The 17,771-nt window shown below is 34.0% G+C and carries 11 protein-coding genes and 1 pseudogene; 2 read left to right on the forward strand and 10 right to left on the reverse strand.

Translation table 11 applies throughout. The features are described from left to right. Positions 1-16: 16 nt before the first annotated feature. The 8 genes and pseudogenes from ACREWB_RS17845 to ACREWB_RS17880 all read right to left on the reverse strand — a co-directional run bounded on the left by ACREWB_RS17845 (position 17) and on the right by ACREWB_RS17880 (position 8,473). The gene (locus ACREWB_RS17845; protein ID WP_431548812.1) at positions 17-1,507 is read right to left on the reverse strand and encodes an aldehyde dehydrogenase family protein; all 1,491 of its coding nucleotides are present in this window, start codon (positions 1,505-1,507) and stop codon (positions 17-19) included. Positions 1,508-1,561: 54 nt separating this feature from the next. After that, entirely contained in the window at positions 1,562-1,909 is a 348-nt protein-coding gene (locus ACREWB_RS17850) for a BMC domain-containing protein (RefSeq protein ID WP_431548854.1), read from the reverse strand. After that, a pseudogene (locus ACREWB_RS17855) lies at positions 1,889-2,176 on the reverse strand (BMC domain-containing protein); the annotation flags it as partial. The pseudogene ACREWB_RS17855 and the gene ACREWB_RS17850, both read right to left, overlap by 21 nt. 306 nt (positions 2,177-2,482) lie before the next feature. Further along, positions 2,483-2,749 carry a hypothetical protein gene (locus ACREWB_RS17860; RefSeq protein ID WP_431548813.1) on the reverse strand — a complete coding sequence of 89 codons (267 nt, stop codon included), beginning with the start codon at positions 2,747-2,749 and terminating at the stop codon, positions 2,483-2,485. 4 nt (positions 2,750-2,753) lie between these two features. Then, complete coding sequence (locus ACREWB_RS17865) at positions 2,754-3,842, reverse strand: DMT family transporter (RefSeq protein WP_431548814.1); 1,089 nt, start codon at positions 3,840-3,842, stop codon at positions 2,754-2,756. Between the two features lie 523 nt (positions 3,843-4,365). Further along, a complete protein-coding gene (locus tag ACREWB_RS17870) occupies positions 4,366-5,847 on the reverse strand; it encodes a pyridoxal-phosphate dependent enzyme (RefSeq protein WP_431548815.1) in 1,482 nt (493 codons plus the stop codon). Positions 5,848-6,111: 264 nt separating this feature from the next. Further along, complete coding sequence (locus ACREWB_RS17875; protein WP_431548816.1) at positions 6,112-7,869, reverse strand: sigma-54-dependent Fis family transcriptional regulator; 1,758 nt, start codon at positions 7,867-7,869, stop codon at positions 6,112-6,114. Between the two features lie 157 nt (positions 7,870-8,026). After that, the gene (locus ACREWB_RS17880) at positions 8,027-8,473 is read right to left on the reverse strand and encodes a hypothetical protein (RefSeq protein ID WP_431548817.1); all 447 of its coding nucleotides are present in this window, start codon (positions 8,471-8,473) and stop codon (positions 8,027-8,029) included. 254 nt (positions 8,474-8,727) lie between these two features. Here ACREWB_RS17880 and ACREWB_RS17885 point away from each other — a divergent pair, with 254 nt between their 5' ends. Next, complete coding sequence (locus tag ACREWB_RS17885; RefSeq protein WP_431548818.1) at positions 8,728-9,573, forward strand: methyl-accepting chemotaxis protein; 846 nt, start codon at positions 8,728-8,730, stop codon at positions 9,571-9,573. Between the two features lie 48 nt (positions 9,574-9,621). Further along, complete coding sequence (locus ACREWB_RS17890; protein WP_431548819.1) at positions 9,622-10,659, forward strand: DUF3048 domain-containing protein; 1,038 nt, start codon at positions 9,622-9,624, stop codon at positions 10,657-10,659. Between the two features lie 72 nt (positions 10,660-10,731). Here ACREWB_RS17890 and ACREWB_RS17895 read toward each other — a convergent pair whose 3' ends face one another. Then, the gene (locus ACREWB_RS17895) at positions 10,732-16,809 is read right to left on the reverse strand and encodes a cell wall-binding repeat-containing protein (protein ID WP_431548820.1); all 6,078 of its coding nucleotides are present in this window, start codon (positions 16,807-16,809) and stop codon (positions 10,732-10,734) included. A gap of 193 nt (positions 16,810-17,002) precedes the next feature. Continuing rightward, entirely contained in the window at positions 17,003-17,671 is a 669-nt protein-coding gene (locus tag ACREWB_RS17900; protein WP_431548821.1) for a phosphorylase family protein, read from the reverse strand. Between the last annotated feature and the right edge of the window lie 100 nt (positions 17,672-17,771).

The raw sequence follows: 17,771 nt of genomic DNA on the forward strand, positions 1-17,771 counted from the left end.
ATACAGCTCTATAATTCTATTTAATCTCTTGGAGAGCTTTTTTTAAAATATTCTTCAATATTTCTAGGTCCTCTGAATTATATCCTGACCGCTTTTGCACAGTTGGCAATGGAGTTTTTCCCTCTGCATACACTCCATGAATAATATCCTCAATGTTCCTCACACCATAACCTACCTTGCGTATATAAATAAGATTCATTGGAGAAACATTATCGGAAGTCATGCCTTGACCCGCCGATCCGCTACCAAGAGTCATAGCAGGAAACAAGTTAGTTGTATAACCCATGCTACCAAAGGAAGCAGGTGTATTAACAAGCACCCTACCCACTGGTTTTTTTAATGCAAACATACGAATTACATCTTCATCTTTTGAATGCATAACAAGTGTGTGTCCATTCCTCTCGCTTAAAAGCAGCTCAATGCACTTTTCGCAAGCATGCATCCAATCATCTTCGATGTAGTAAGCCAATACTGGGCAAAGTTTTTCCTTGGAATATGGATTAGTGTCCGAAACATATTTCTGCTTAGCAATTAGAAGTACTGTACTACTGGGAACACAAAAACTTGCTCTCTTCGCTAGTTCCTGTACGGATTTCCCTACCAATTCTGTGTTCAAACTACCATCAGAAAGATAAAAGAGAGATCCAAGTTTTTCTGCTTCTTCCTCTGTCATAAAATATGCTCCGTTACTTTGTAGCTGAAGTTTTACCTCCGCTTCAATACAGCTGTCAACAACAATAGATTGTTCAGCTCCTGATACAATTCCGTTATCAAAGGTCTTACTAGCAATAATATCTCTCACTGCTTGCTTAATGTCAGCTGTGCGTTCAATAAATGCCGGTCCATTGCCAGTTCCCCCATAAATCACAGGTTTTCCAGATTTATATGATTCATTAAGCATTCCTGGTACACCTGTATTCATAATCAAAGAGGTCGCCTTATGGTTCATTAACTGGATTGTCCCAGAAGTCGTCACAGTACGTAAATATGTAAGCGCTCCTTCTGGAAGACCAAATTTTTCAGCTACAAGAATCATAATGTCAAGCGCCTTGCAAATTGTTTTCTTCGCTCTAGGATGCGGAGAAAAGATAATCGCATTGCCGGACTTGATTGCAATTAATGCCTTGTAGATAGTAGTGGAAACAGGGCTTGTTGCAGGACAAAGTGCAATAATTACACCCACAGGTACACCTACATCCATGGTTTTGTTTTTAATGTCCTCATTAATAATACCTACACAACGCATTCCACGAAGTTTATTGAGTAAATGCTCGGTGGCAAATCGATTTTTGATATATTTATCCTGCCATTTGCCATAATCAGTTTCCTCACATGACATGATGGCAAGTTCACGGGCATACTTACCGATTTCTTCTGCCATCCGCTCAACAATCTCATCTAGTTTTTCTTGCGGAAAAGTTGCTAGCAGTTTTTGTGCTTCACCGGCATTTTCCGCAATAATTCGAGATTCTTGGATGGAGATCAAATCATTGTCAATAATATTCATTCCTGACGCCTCTTTTCATTTTCATTAACTATGTGCTGATACATCACACACATATTAAGGATTTAAAGTTTCAAGTGAATAAAGTCCAATAATTTTTTCAAGTTCTTGATGTGGACTTGCAATAACAACTGAGCTATAAACTTCAGCACCCATATCTGTTACAGCTTGTATACCAGTCTCTACGGATGCTTTGCATGCTCCTACATCTCCACGAACCAATACAGAAATATAGCCAGAAGCTACATTTTCGAAACCAATCAATTCAACATCTGCAGCTTTGCACATTGCATCTGCAGCCTCTAAAGCAAAAACTATACCAAAAGTTTCTATTAATCCTAAAGCTCTATATTTACCCTTTGATGCTACTTCATCTGTATCAGCTAATTGATATACTGAAACAATGTCTCCAATGTCTTTAATTGGACGTGGCATAACATTTTGTGCTGTTAATGTACCTACTGCAGCAGCTGCTACAGCTCCCGCTTCCACGGATGCCTTAACGGCACCAACATCACCCTTTACCATAACTGTGACAAGAGTGGAACCTATGTTTTCATATGCTACCAGTTCAACATTAGCAGCCTTCAGCATTTTATCTGCCGCTTCAATTGCAGGAACCATTCCTAATGTTTCAATAACCCCTAACGCTTCTTCTCCATAATACCTCACTACATATTCCTCCTTTTATATTGTTTTCGCGGATGTTTTTAAATACATACTCATTAGAATTTCTTTGCAGAGTTTTATGCAACCTTAATTCCATTAGAATTCAACTTTACTTAAGCAATACATTGTAAAACGTTTTCTTAAGACTAAAACTACTATGTGATTTTATGTTAATAATAACTGAAAGAGGCGTTCTTTCATTGCATAAAGTACGCTATCTTACAGTATTATATCCACCAATTTTCAGAAGTTTTTGTACTATCGTTACTTTCTTGCACTAATAGTGCAAGATACCCTGTGAAAATAGAGCTAATCCTTAATATAATTATTAATTGTAGCTGCGTTTTCATCATTTGCATAATAGTAAATCCTTAAATTACCTGACTTGTCCATATCACAACTTTTTTCTTCAATAAGACCATTAGCTTCAGCTGTCATTAAAGCTGAGATAATAGAATTTTTATCAAAAGCTTTGAAGTTACTATATTGACCTTTTAGAGCTTCAATAACGTCGTCTGCACATGCTCCCTTAACTTTTGTAAAATGTTTTAAAATAGCAAAATTAAGTGGTTTCATACAATTACGCCTCCCCTTTTTTTAATAAATCCAATGGATTCATTGCTATTATTAAGATACCAATTGCCATTAATACAGCAGAAAACCAAGATATTGGAGTGAGTGACCACCCTTCTATTCCGAAGCCCACGCCAAGTATTAACCAGCAGAATAACGGTCCGAAGAAAGAGTACGTGCCATTAGTTGCCATACCAAGCGCAACACCAGTCATACTAGAACCCTTATACCATGTCATAAATGAAAGATAAGCACAAAGACCACTAACAGTAAACCAAATCATAGCAGGACCGCTTGTAAATGCTTGACCAATAACCTGGAATGAAAGACCTGCGTTACCTCCTATTATAGCTATGATAGGAATAAATATAATTAAATTTGCAAGGCCTGATGTTGTCTGACGAATAGCAATACCAATCTCTGAATCTACCATTGATGTACTATAACCAGCTATACAACCTTCAATACCCCATCCAATAGCAGCAACAAAGGCAGCTATAATACCTATCACTACACCTTCTTGTGCACCTCCAGTAATACTTGAAAACCCAATCAAAGCACTTGCAGAAACACAGATAACAATACCTAAAGTCATACGTTTTGTTAATGCTTGTTTGTATAAAACTCTGCCTAAAATAGCGCCAATAGCTGGGCAAAGGGCAGAAATTGGAACAATTATTGAACCAGCCGTTGCAAGACCAATAACAAAAGCTGAATTGGCAATAGGTCCTCCCATAAGTGCGGCTAGCATAATCATGCGGCCCGGTTTAGTATTAAGAGTTCTAAAGAAATCCCCAAGTTTGCCTCTAACACCTGCCATACCTAATGCCCAAACTGCACTTAAAGTATCATTTACGCCACAACCAAGTGCACCAAGTACATATATAACCGCAAATGCAGATAAACCAGCTGTATTTGCACCATACCAATCGCTCCAAATCCCCTTTGACATAGCTAACGCCAAAAATGCTGCAAATATTCCATATGAAACTCCTGAGAATAAACCAATTGCAATTCCTTTTCTAAAAAATCCTGATAATAACTTTTTTTTAGCAACGACTGCAGTTGTATTAGTTACTGCTACTGCTTCTGACATAATATTACCTCCAATATTTTTGTTGTTTTTCCAAAAGACTTCATTTAAATAAAGCCTTTCAGATTAGCTACGCATTTAATAACTGTTGGTCCTTAAGGATTATCGGAACCTGCGATTACTGCTACCCCCTCTTTTCCTATCATATTCATTAGAAATTTCTCTGCAGAGTTTTATGCAACTTTAATTCCCTTAGAACTTAACTTTACTCAGCAATATATTGTGAAACGTTTGCATTAACAATATATTGCCACCTCGAACTACTACTTCACCTTATACTATTAATAATAACTGAATTAGACATTTTTACATGGCATAAATACCAACATTTTACTGCATTATATCCGCCTATTTTTCGAGTTTTTTGTACTATCGTTACTTTATTGCATTAATAGTATAGTATTTTATTTTTTAATCAATACATTATAAGACATTTTTTCGTCATCCAATTTGGGTTGAATTTTTAACCATAAAAAAATACAAGCTATTGCACCTATGCAGTAGCTTGTATTTTCCTGGATTAGTTTTACTTTAAAATCCCAGTTCTTTCATTGAAATTCATAATAAGTTTATCCAGTTCTGGTGCCATCTGATGTAATCTTCCCCAATAATTATCATAATCATACCATTGTGCATTTAATTCATCCAAATCATACTTTTGTTGTTCAATCCAAGTGTAGTACTTAAGATTGTGAATTCTTTTTTTACTTTGGTATGTTAACTCTTCCATACTATCAGTTCTAAGCCCTAAAACACTTCTGTTATGGTCAACGGCAGCATCTACTCCAGTATATTCTCTTTTTCTTTCTGTTTTCATTTCCTCTAGTCTTGATCCATACATTTCTGCAGAATCAGTAAGAACAGTCATTACCATATCATTTTCTGTTAACTCATAGTATTTAGCAAATTTAATACATGTTAGGATATTTGCTGCACCAGAGATACCAACATATGATAGTTTTTGTATAAGATCTTCTGAAATGCCCTGCTCTTTTAAATATTCTTGTCCAGCTGGTTCATTAAAGAGCCTAAACATTGCCAAAGCATCATTATCATCAATAGCAACAACCATATCTGTATTTTTAACATTATGAATCCATGGAATATGTTTATCACCAATGCCTTCAATTCTATGATCACCAAATCCATTATTAAGTAAAGTCGGGCATTGAAGTGCTTCACCAACCGCAATTTTAGCATTTGGGTATTGATCTTTTAGAAAATCCGCACTTCCAAGTGTACCGGCAGAACCTGATGTTAAGCATACACCAGCAAGTTTCCCCTTTGGACCAACTTCTGCTTTAACAATGTCATTCATTGCATTACCAGTTACTTCATAATGCCATAAATGATTACCAAGTTCTCCAAATTGGTTAAATATTACAACATTATCTCTAGTTTCTTTTAGTTCCCATGTTTTATCATAAATTTCTTTTACATTACTTTCACAACCAGGAGTTGCAATAACTTCCCCAGCTACTTTTGATAGCCAATCAAAACGCTCTTTACTCATGTTCTCAGGTAATATGGCAACAGCCTTGCATCCAAGCAATGCAGAGTTATATGCACCACCACGGCAGTAATTACCTGTTGATGGCCAAACTGCTTCATGGAATGTAGGATCAAATTGACCTGTAACTAGGCGTGGAACTAGGCAGGCAAAACTTGCTCCAACCTTATGACATCCAACAGGAAAATACTTTCCAACCATTGCAAAAATCCTTGCCTTAACACCTGATATTTCAGAAGGAATTTCTATATAGTTTGGTAACTCATTGTATAATCCGCCAGTCTCTACTGGTTGATTTTTCCATGAAATTCTAAATAAATTAACGGGATCAATATCCCATAAACCAGTTGATTTCAATTTTTCTTTAATTTCTTCCGGTATCTTGTTTGGGTCCTTCATTTGAGCTATTGTTGGAATAATAACATTTCTTTCTTTAGCACTCTCTACAGTTTTTTTAAGTTGCTGCTCATTGATTGTTAGATCTATTAATTTGTGCACTTAAAACCCTCCTCTGGGTGTATATTAATTGTTTTTTTCATGAATTTACTACTTCTCTGATTCACCTCTACTTTCGATTTGTTTACATATCTAGCAATAATTATGCCAAAATTCTTTAAAACATAATAGCTGATATCAATGGTTTGCCAGTCTATTATTATAGAAACATACAAGAAAAATATCATAATGATAATTTTTATCATTATGATATTAGTAATTAGTCTGAATTTTCAACTATTAAATTTGTTAATCTACCGCAAATTATCATTTTGATAAATTATATTCTTCAATTTTTCTATATAGTGTTGCTATACCTATCCCAAGTTTCCCCGCTGCAGTTTTTTTTCCCTGGGTTGTGCTTCCATATCTTTCTATAGCATTTTCTATTGCATTTTTTTCCAATGCCTTCAATGTAAATATCTCATCCCTATTATCTAAAATACCAGTTTCATTTTGGAAAATATTTTGCGGTAAAATTTCTTTTGTAATTATACCATCAGTACCCACCATATTAATAATATATTCCACAGTATTTTCTAATTCCCTCACATTCCCTGGCCATTTGTAGTTAAAAAGTATTTGCTCTGTGGCATTTTCTAATTTCATATTCAAAAAATTCTTATTGAATAATTTACAATATTTTTCAATAAAAGCTTCTATAAGTAATTTTATATCTTCTTTTCTTTCTCTTAAAGGAGGTATATCAAGAGGTATTACATTTATTCTATAATATAAATCCTCCCTAAATTTATTTTCTTTTATTGCTTTCACTAAATCTTTATTTGTTGTGGCAACCACCCTAACATCAACATCAATTGTCTTATTTGAGCCTATTCTTGTAATACTTCTCTCCTGCAAAACTCTTAAAAGTTTAGTCTGAAGATAAAGAGGCATATCCCCTATTTCATCTAAGAGTATTGTCCCTTTATTAGCAAATTCAAACTTGCCTATCTTACCCATAGGATCTGCACCTGTAAAAGCGCCTTTTGAATATCCAAAAAGTTCACTTTCAAGAAGCATATCTGGAATAGCTCCACAATTTATAGCGATAAAAGGCTTGTCATTTCTGTTACTTTCATTATGTATAGCTCTTGCAAACATTTCTTTTCCAGTACCACTTTCTCCAGTTATAAGAACTGTAGAGGTAGAGATAGCAATTTTCTTTACATTTTGTTTTAGCTTTTGAATTTGTTTTGATTTACCCAAAATATCCTTACTTTTTATAACTTTATTAATAGTAGTAAAATTTGATAATTTCTCTTTAAATTTTTTTGCATCCTGAAAGAAAATAATCCTATCATATTGTTCTTCATTAAATTCTATAGGATGTATGCTTCCAACAACAAAGAAAACCTCTTTATCAAGCATTAATTTGTATTCCTGAAGATCAAATACATTATCACTGCTTATTTTAATCTTTACTTCGTGATTCCTAAAATCACCACTTAAATTTAGTTCCATAAGTCCCTTTTCATTTATATGGGTAATACAATTGCTCTTGTTTAATATAATTACTCCTTGCTCTGTTTTATCAACAACAAAATTTAGAAGTTTTAGCAAGGTTTGTGTTTTAATTATTTCTCTTTTTTCATTTGCAGCACTGCTTATAAACTCAGAGATTTGTTGTAGGAAAGTCATATACACATCAAAACTTGCCAGTAGATGTTCCTTCTGATTATTGTTAATGCATATTAACCCAATAACTCCTATAGTCTTCTCAGTCAATTTTATTGGTGTACTCATTTCTAATTTTTCATCACATAGGCCTCTCTTGGGGCAAGGTATACAAATTATATCCTTCCCCGGTTCATATATAATTTGGGACTTTCCAGATTTTAAAACTTTTTTATAAACATATCCCTCTTCTGATATATCTACATCTATCTTATCTTTATAAATACCCGTGCCTGCTATTCTAGTTAAATTGTCATCTACTATCTCTACTTCTACTTGAAGAATCTGGGATATAATATTCGCATATTTAATTACTGCTTCTTGTATGTCTTTTAATATTGAATTCAATTTTTATGCCCCCCATCCTCAAATAATAATTTAAAGTTATTCAATATTAATTTTAAACTTTTCCAGTATTTAAGTAAAGATATTTTAATAAAAATTTCTTCAGGCTACTAGCCTGAAGAAATTTATCACACATGTCAATATTCACGAAGTTACGGTTTTAATAATTATAATATAATGGCGCACCACGCCGTCTTCCTATTAACTCACCAATAAGTAATATTTTAACTAAATCTTTAATTGTATTTCTTCTGCCAGGGCGTCGTCGTCTCCTTTGTCTCATATCATAATCCTCATCTGAATTATCATCATCAAAATTAACCCTATAATATTTTTCATACTTATCACATATCTCTTCACTAATATGGTCTATATGAATTTTACTAGGACAATACATTGTTCCAAAGTTAGCAACAATCATATCACAATGATGCGCTACCATAGGAAAGATCTTTATATGCATTTCAGGGTATAACATTTTTAAATCTTCGTTATCATCTTCCTTCATCATAGACATATTTTCCATGGGCATATTCATCATAGGCATATCTATCATTGGTCTGCAGTGTTCAAAATTCTCACAATTATTACAAGGGCTGTCGTACATAAGTACCTCCAAAACAATATTTCACTCTTATAATATTCTGTTTATATTGTTTTGTTACAATAACTATTACTATATTCTTAACGAATTATTTTTTGTATCTAGATTAATAAATATTTTATGGTTATTTTTATAGTATATTGCTTTTTATGAAGGATTTTTTGACTTTTTGTAGAATAAAATATAAGGTAACAAAAAAAAAGATAACAGAAAAAATAGCAAAAAAAGATAGCAAAACTATTTTTAGGGGGCGCGTCGTGATAAACAATACTGTGAAAAATGATAACCATATCTTAATCAAAAGTTTCGAGAATATTCTTGATCAGTTACCCTTGTTTTTTGAGGATGAAATTTCATTTACATTAACCGATAGAGAAAAATTCATAAAATTCGTTGAAAGTAAGAACATGTCTGCATACTCGCAGGTAGGAAAAGTAATCCCAAAAGGAGAGGCATTAAGAGATGCAATGGATACTGGAAAAGTAAAAATGTTTAATGTTGATGCGTACAATGGAGGAATAAGTATTAGAGTAGTCGCAATCCCCATAAAGGATGAAAATGGGAAAGTAGTTGGTGCTGTATCCTATGGCAGAAATTTAGAAACTAGTGTCAAGATAACTAAAATGTCTACGGATTTATCAAAAGTAACAGAATCTATATTAAAGGTTGCTAACGAAATTGATGCAGATATAAAAAGTATTAACGAGACAAATAGTAAGGTAGTCTGTGAAGTAGGCGTTACCTCAAAAGAATGTGACAATACCGATAAGATTATCTCTTTTATAAATAATATAGCAAAACAGACAAATCTTCTTGGTTTAAATGCTGCAATTGAGGCCTCAAGAGCTGGGGATGCAGGAAAAGGCTTTTCTGTTGTTGCATCAGAAATAAGAAAGTTGTCAGTATCAAGTTCTACCTCTATAACACAAATTAATGATATACTAGGTAGTATTAAAGATTCTGTTAAAAGAGTGGAAAATAACATTGAAATTTCTATGAATTCATCACAGAAACAAGAACAATCACTAATGCAAATCGTGCAAGCTGTAAAAGAACTAAATAGATCAGCAGAAGTCTTAGCGCAGATGGCTGGGAAACTTTAAAATAAAGCAGCAATTAATTTATTTTCTATTATTAAGGAGATGTTTCATTTGAAAAATAAATCTAAGCTACTATTATATATATTTATTTTAGTTAGTTTTATTGCTGTTGGATGTAGCAAAAAACCTGAAGCTACTATTACTCCAAGTAAGCCAAAACCTGTCGAAACAAAAGTTCCTGTTCCCGAACCTGTGGAAACCCCTCCAAAATACTTTTCCCCCTACACGGGCGAAGCAGTAGAAAAAGCATCACTAGATAATATAGCTGTACTTGCCATAGTAGAAAACTTAGTAGCTGCAAGACCTCAATCAGGTTTAAATGCTGCAGATATTGTTTATGAAACTGTAGCTGAAGGTGGCATACCTAGATTCATTGCAGTATTCCAAAAGAACAATGCGCAGAAGATTGGACCCATTAGAAGTGCACGTCCTTATTTCTTAGATATTGCCAAAGAATATAACCTACCCTTTGCTCATTGTGGGGGTAGTGCAGAGGCTATTACTCAAATACAAAATGAAAACTTAATGAGTATGAATGAATTCGCCTATGGTTCTACTTATTGGAGAGATAAAGTAAGGAAAGCTCCTCATAATCTTTATACTTCTTCAGAAAAATTAAACAAGCTTATTAAAACAAAGAATTATGTAAAGGCGCCTACTGTAAAGTTGAAATTTGACAAGAGCTATTGGGATAGCGATAAATTTTCGAATGCTACAGATATATTTTTAAAAATAAGCAAGGCCTACAACACTAGATACACTTATAAAGATGGGGTTTACCTTAAAAGCATGGATGAAAAGTCTGCAGTTAATAAAGAAGATAACCTCCCCTTATCTACTAAAAATATAGTGGTACAATTCACTTCCATTAAACTACAAGCAGATGGACTTCATTTAGACATTGCTATTGTAGGCAGCGGTAATGGTTATGTTATTAGTAGTGGCAAATTTGTTAAAATGCACTGGAGTAAAAAAGATGCCAAATCCAAGACGCTTTTAACTGATGACGCAGGGAATGAATTACCATTGAATCCTGGCAACACTTGGTGGAACATCGTAGATAAAAATACTGTTGTTGATATTAAATAATTATTTTTCAACAGGAAAAGGAGCTAACTTCTAGTTAGCTCCTTTTTATTTACCCCAATACTTTTATTAATTTTATTTTTGTTTTAATGAAGTTACGATATCATTACTTATTACGCCCTCTCCACCTAATACTATTACATTTGTTATATTTTGTTTAGCTATTAATGCTTTCTGTCTACTGATATCCTTATTATTTACAAGTAGTACAGCGGAATTTTTTCTTGCAGCTAATACTGATCCACTTAAAGCATCTGGGAAATTTAATCCTGTAGCTACAGCTACTGTGGTTGCATTTAGATTAAAATACTCCATTATTTTCATGGAAGTTTCATATCTATTATCTCCACCTAACCTTACTATAGTTATATTCCCGTTTAATTCTTTAATTTGTGCTTCTATATTAGCGCTGAGCACCCCTGTTCCACCTATTAAATAGACAGTTGTTGGTTGTATATTAGTTATGTCTTTTTTAACATTAGCTGATAAATTATCTTTACCATTTAATAATACTGGGAAGCCTTTTATACCAGCTATACTTGATATACTTAGTGCATCTGCAAAATCACTTCCTGTAGCGATAACGACACTTGTACCTTTAGATACATTTAGATAATCAACGATTTTATGATTTGTTTCATAACGATCCTTACCGCCAAGTCTAATTAAGTTATATCCTTGTGCCGTTAAATAATCTGAAATCTCATTGCTAATTACACCAATACCACCTATTATATAGATGTTTTTATTTTTACTTAAGTTTGTAGTAATATACTCTAATACGTTTTTGCTGTTATTAACATTTGTATTAACTAATAAGAGTGGTGCATTTTGTTTATAAGCGAGTCCTGAAGCAGCTAAGGCATCAGGAAAATCATTTGCTGTAGCAAGTACTACTGCATCTGGTGCTTTATCAGCATATAGTTCTTTAGCTATAGCTATAGAAGTTTCTATTCTGTTAGGTCCAGCTAATCTCTTTATAGTAGGTTCTGGAACGATAACAGCTGGTGGATCTACTACTGGAGGAACTACTACTGGTGCAGCTATACTAACTATCTCAGCACGATCCTTAACTCTAATTCTTGGCAAATTACCACCTATAACACTACCGATAGAGGCAAGTCCTACAACGGAAACTGTTGCGCCGTCTTTAATAAACGGAAGTGTTATTCCCTTTGTAATGTACCCATTGATGAATACAATGGCAGGGCCAGTTCCATCATTGATTGTAAATTGATTTATGGTTCCATCAGTATCTTTGCTAATATCTGACACAACACCTTCTGTTTTCACTAAAAGTCCAGTGTTTGATGCTAGCATTGAAGCCTTTGTAGCTAAAGTGGTAGGCGCAAATTTATTAATATTTTCATCTATAATAGTAAATTTGCTAACTGCTAATTGAATTTCACCTTCATAATGTGAAACTTTACCGTAAAATCTTGCTTTTTGTCCTACGTTTATGCCAGTAGCAACTGGGAACAAATTAATACCGCCTGTTGCATCTTGTGCATAGATACAGTCGAAGAAACCTTTGTTTGTATTTGCATCAATATTTTGAGTATTAACGCCACTAGTGGCAATTGCTTCAATTATAACCTCTGTTCCATCAGCTAATTCTTTAGCATCAGCAATACTTGTTACTGTTATTGGATTTACCGTTTTGAAAAGATTATCCATAATATTGAAATTAACATATTGTAATGATCCTGAATTTTCCATAGTCGCTTGTATTTCAAAGTTACTCATGAATGATCCACCTGCAACAACGACTAAAGAAGATTTACCATTTGAATGAAGCACATTTTCAGATGCTGCAATTAATTTTTCTTCTGGATTTGTTGCAATGGTACTATTTGGATTAACATATTTAGGAATGTATAAATCAGGATTGTTCATTCCTTTATCTGATTTATAGGTTTCAGTTTTTGTTCCAACAGCTACAACAGCGCTAACAAAAGGAAACTCACTTTTTGCCGTACCATATCCAAAGTTGTCATTGTCCATTTCTGCCGAATAAGTGGTAGGGAGACCATAAACAAGTGGACTAACTGTTGAAGGTAGCGTAGTCGTTCTCTCCCCAGTCACCTTATCTACTGCATGAATTGTAGAGCCTTTATATTGGCTGTATGTTTGTCCATCTACAACGCCCTGCATTAAAGGGTTATCCAAATTAAACTCTGTAGGATATAATCTGTATGGTTGTCCTCCATTTGTTACCTCATCTATAACTTGGTCGTCACTTACACGTAAAGTGGACCCTAATTCAGCTAAGATGTAATTTTGTAATTCAGCCATATGCTTTTTAGGTGATGTTTCATCATTGTTTGTAGTCTCTAAAAGGTCTGAAATCGTACCAACTACAAGTGTGTTTCCATTTTCAGAAAAAGCCTTTATTGCTGCTGTTTCATCAACCGTGTAATTTGTTGGAATTGGCCATGGTGCAACATTATTTCTTGTTGGAGCATTCAAAATCATCATTTTAAATTTCGGATTGCTACAAGCATTAATCAACTCTTGTGAGGTATTAAGCTGCACCACTCTTAATTCATTAGCTCCTGAAAGTGTTATCATATTACCCATAGAATTTGGATACTTGCCTCCATTTACATATTCATTGCCATGAGATGCATCTAATCCTACAAACAATACCTTATCAATATCTACAACTTTCATAACGCTTTTAGTTGTAAGAGTAACATCTACACCGTTAACTGTAATTACTGCACTGATAGCTACAGTTTTAGTTCCTGGTGTTATTGGTGTATAATTAAATACATGAGTAGTGCCACCAAGTGCTGCAATGCTTGTACTAGGAGTATAACTTTGATTAGCCGTAGCATCTCCATCTACAGTGTATGATATAGATTTAAGATTAGTCGCTATACTTTCATTGTTAAAAAAAGTTGTTGTTAATGTTAATGTTTCAGTAGTAGCAGGCATTACTGCACTGTTAACAACTGAAGTTATTCCAACCTTTGGAGCAGAACCGAACCAAATTGGTGCAGTAATTGCAATAGACCCTTTATTGTCTGTAATTCTTGCTAAGTAATATCCCTTAGCAGGTGCTGTCATTTCATATGTGTAAGTAACATCACTTTCACCAGCAGCGTATGTTTTTTTATTCACAACTTTTCCGCCATTGCTTAGTAGTTCTATTGAAGCAATATTACTAGTCTCTGTGTCTACATTTTTGTTTTTAACGGTTACTGTAATGTTTGCTGTAGCAGGTGCATCCTGTAAAATAGAACCCATGCTATAATCTTTTGTGCCATCATTCAACTTATAAGCAACATCCAAATCTCTATTTTCTGTTGCCCATACTGAACGGTCGCGCATTGCTTGATAGATTCCACTCATTGTATAATCATTTGTGTAAACAACCGTTGCACAAGTGTTAGAGGTTCCCCAAGCTTTTTTGTGATTGTCCCCATTGTTAGTTGGAGCTAAGTGCCACCCTTTGTCTAGTGCCAAAATATATTGGTCATAAGATGGAAAGTATCCACCAGATCCAACAGCCCCTTCTCCATTCCCTACTTCTACAAGATTAACTTTGTCATCTATATTGGGATCATAATATCCAAAATCCGAAAAGTTTCCAAAAGTATTACCAGGGTGATTGAATTGTGAAATTGAACCTGGGGTGTTTTTTAATAATTCATAATAAGCTTGCAGTCCGGCATTACCTAGTTTGCTATTAAGTACTGCGTTATTACGGCTGACAAAACCTGTTGTGTTAAATGTATTCATATGTCCCGGGCCACCAGACCATGTCATCTCATAGCCATAGTCAGCAAGGAAAGTAGGTGTCGTTGCAGCAACTGCTTCCTGTTTACCATTTATCCATTGTTGATTTTCTAAATTGTAATTATTTAAATTGTTAATTGTAGCAACAGTATCTGTAGCTAGAGCTTTATCGAAAGAATTTGAATGGTCTGTTAAGATAAAGAAATCTAACTTACCTTGGTCTCTTGCATAAGCATTTGCTTCTGCCAAAGTTCCTTGACCATCTGAGTTTTCCGCTGTATGTGCGTGAATTTCTCCGTAGTAGTTCTTTTCACCACCAACTGCTTTTTTAGCAGTGTATGTGAATGTTGAAATATTACTATCGATGAAGTTTTCTAGCGTTGCTTTAGCCTCTATTCTTACAGGAAAACAAGAAGCATCAAATGTAATAGGATCTATATATGGTTGGTCAACAGTTCCTACCAAAGTACCGTCAGATTCTGAATAAGAATTTTTATATAGTGAATAAACCATTTTTGAATTTTGTGTTGTTGATGATAACACTATAGGTGTTTCTGCAAAAACTGCACCAGTTCCTGGAGTTGCTGATACGTTTGCAACTTGACTTTGTGTATATGTGAAAGTTTGAGTTGCTGTTGTATATGTTCCATCTGTAGCAGTTGCTGTAATGGTTGCGGGTAAAGCATCAATATTAACATCTGCTGAATTACCTGTGCTTGTTACTAACGCACCACCATTTAATGAATAAGTTATTGTTGCGCCTGTTGTTGTCGTTGCAAGTGTAACACTAGAATTTAATGGTACTGTTGTTCCCGTAGCTTCAGTAGAAGTTATGAACTCAACGGTTGGTGTAGGTGCAGATACTAAATTCGCTGGATCTGTAGAAATTAACTGAACTCCGTTGAAATAACTTGCAATCACTTTTGTAATGTTCACATAACTTCCAGTTATGCCAATAGATGGTTCTATAGCATTTGCACGCAATGGAAATGCTATACCCGCTTGGCTAACTATGTGATTATAAAGACCTCCAACATTTGTTTCTGAAACAGTATCAAGTTTTACTGTGTCGAAAGCAACCAGCATTCCCTCATATGCTCTATTTGAAAGTTGGTTAAACATAATTTTTGTAGGTGTTGGAAGAGTTGGGCTATCGTTACACACAACTACATTTATTTCGTCAACAGCATCTGGAACAATTTCCATCAAGCCTTTATAAATTGAAGCCTTACCATAAACATATATTTCTTTGTCTACATAAGAGGAGATGTCTGCTCCATATTTAAAAATTAATAGACCACTGTAAGCATTCATACCATCTTGAATATATAAACTAGCATTTCCGTTTAAGTAAGTACCAGTACCTTTTACCCATGCATAAGTACCAGCAGTAAGTTTTTTTGCATCTGCATTAGATGTGATAATTTGTTGTTCAAAGGATAATACAACTTCATCGCTGGATAAAAGTGTGCCAGATTTAGCTACAGCTTTAACCACAAATGGATCTGTACCTTTAAACCCACCTTCAGAAAGTGCTGTGAAAGGTGCAGTGTACAATTTTGTAGAACCAACCACTGTTGTAGCTGGAGTAGTACCATCTGTTGTGTAATAAATTTGTGCGTCTTCATCTGCACAATTTAAAGTTATAGGAGTAACATCTAAAATTCCATTAGTCTTAGCTGGAATAGCAGCGGTCGTCCCAGCAACTGTTTTTGTTGTGTATAATGGATCTTTTGCACCATAAAGTTGAATGGCGTTAATATTGTTACCAATATTACTACTTGCAGTCGTCATTGTTGATCCATTTGTTTGGAATTCAGATTTTTTAATTATTCTAATATAAATTATATCCTTATTTTCAGCCGCAGTTGGTAATTTCATTCCATAATTTGCAGTTGTAGCAACTGGGTTTTTAACTGAAAATTGGGTATCATTTAAATTTCCAAATAACTGCCAGTCTATACCATTTTCACTCCACTCTGTATTAAAATCCCGCGGACCTGACTTAGCTGAATACATAGCAAAATTAAAGGATAAATCATTAAATCCTTTCGTTGATGTTGTAAAACTCCAATAACTAGGCTTTTGAAATCCAATATTTTTTAAAGAAGAAGTACTGTATCCAAAATCAGTGGTTATTTTTGTAGGAATATCCCCTTGGTACAATTGTAACAAACTCGTGGCGTCGTTATAATAACCACTTGTTGCCGCAATATCTCCATTAGTAACATCAGGTATAGAACCGAAGTTCCAAGTTACAATTTCTGTTTTACCTGCTATTGATTGTGGTGGATTAATTCCATCATTAACAGACATAGCCGCTAGCACTGGCGACGTTATTAGTGTGTTTATCACTAATAAACTTGATAATATTATTGATATGAACCGTGCTTTCTTTGTTTTTTTCATTTTTGCATCCCCTTTTAAAATATATTATTAGTTGATTGTGAAATTACACAACCATTGATTAGCCTACCTTTTTTACCGGTTGGCTTTTATATTTTCCTCCAGTGTGAAAAAACAACTATAACTCCATAAAAGATTATCCACAAAGAAGGATAATAGCATTTTTGTATTAATTAACTTAAACACCTTAGTATTTTTAAATAGTTTTAAAAGTTACTGTATGAAGCGCTAACATTATGGCCGAATGGCAACCACTTTGTCTTACCGCTTCATCTATCTTTTTATTTGTGGTAACGCTTCCACAAACATTAAGTATAGATAGCGTTTCGATATCTGTATCACTTCCATTGAGTCTGTATATGGCAGATGTTGTAAAATCCAAAACTTTCGATTTTTGATTTATAATATACTTTTTTTCTATAAAATAATTATCATTAGTGGTTGTATCACAAGCTTGTGCATTGATATTATTTTCCCTCATTACCATTTGTGCATATTCAAACAAATTTTTAGATACAGAATAACATTGGTCATTTTCGTATGCTTTGCTTATATATGTTATGGCTTCCACAGGCAAGCTAGAATCATGTGTAATACAATCACCAAAATAAACGATGCGCTTAATTTGAGTTTTTGAGCAAAGTTCAGTTAAATAAGCCATTGTTGATGTTATACCAATTCCAACTGACATAACAATTAAAGGAATATTGTTAAATTTACCCATAAGCCCCACTTGTCCTCGTGTTTCAGTAAATATTTCTACATTGTCCAAATAATGAGCTGCAATCATTTTAACGCGATACGGGTCATCTGTAATTAAACAAATACTTGGTAAGACACATATAAAATTATCTATTAAATTCATGAGCTTGTCCCCCTTTCACTTAAATCATTAGTTAATATAACAATTATTAACATTGATTAATTTTACCACTTTTCTTTTCCCTTGTAAACGTTTTATCAAA

This window comes from Clostridium sp., assembly GCF_050717635.1.
Taxonomy (GTDB): domain Bacteria; phylum Bacillota; class Clostridia; order Clostridiales; family Clostridiaceae; genus Clostridium_AD.

Coding starts and splice junctions, on each gene's coding strand:
- ACREWB_RS17845 (WP_431548812.1), bottom strand. CDS start 1,507: ATGAATATTATTGACAATGATTTGATCTCCATCCAAGAATCTCGAATT.
- ACREWB_RS17860 (WP_431548813.1), bottom strand. CDS start 2,749: ATGAAACCACTTAATTTTGCTATTTTAAAACATTTTACAAAAGTTAAG.
- ACREWB_RS17865 (WP_431548814.1), bottom strand. CDS start 3,842: ATGTCAGAAGCAGTAGCAGTAACTAATACAACTGCAGTCGTTGCTAAA.
- ACREWB_RS17880 (WP_431548817.1), bottom strand. CDS start 8,473: ATGTACGACAGCCCTTGTAATAATTGTGAGAATTTTGAACACTGCAGA.
- ACREWB_RS17895 (WP_431548820.1), bottom strand. CDS start 16,809: ATGAAAAAAACAAAGAAAGCACGGTTCATATCAATAATATTATCAAGT.
- ACREWB_RS17900 (WP_431548821.1), bottom strand. CDS start 17,671: ATGAATTTAATAGATAATTTTATATGTGTCTTACCAAGTATTTGTTTA.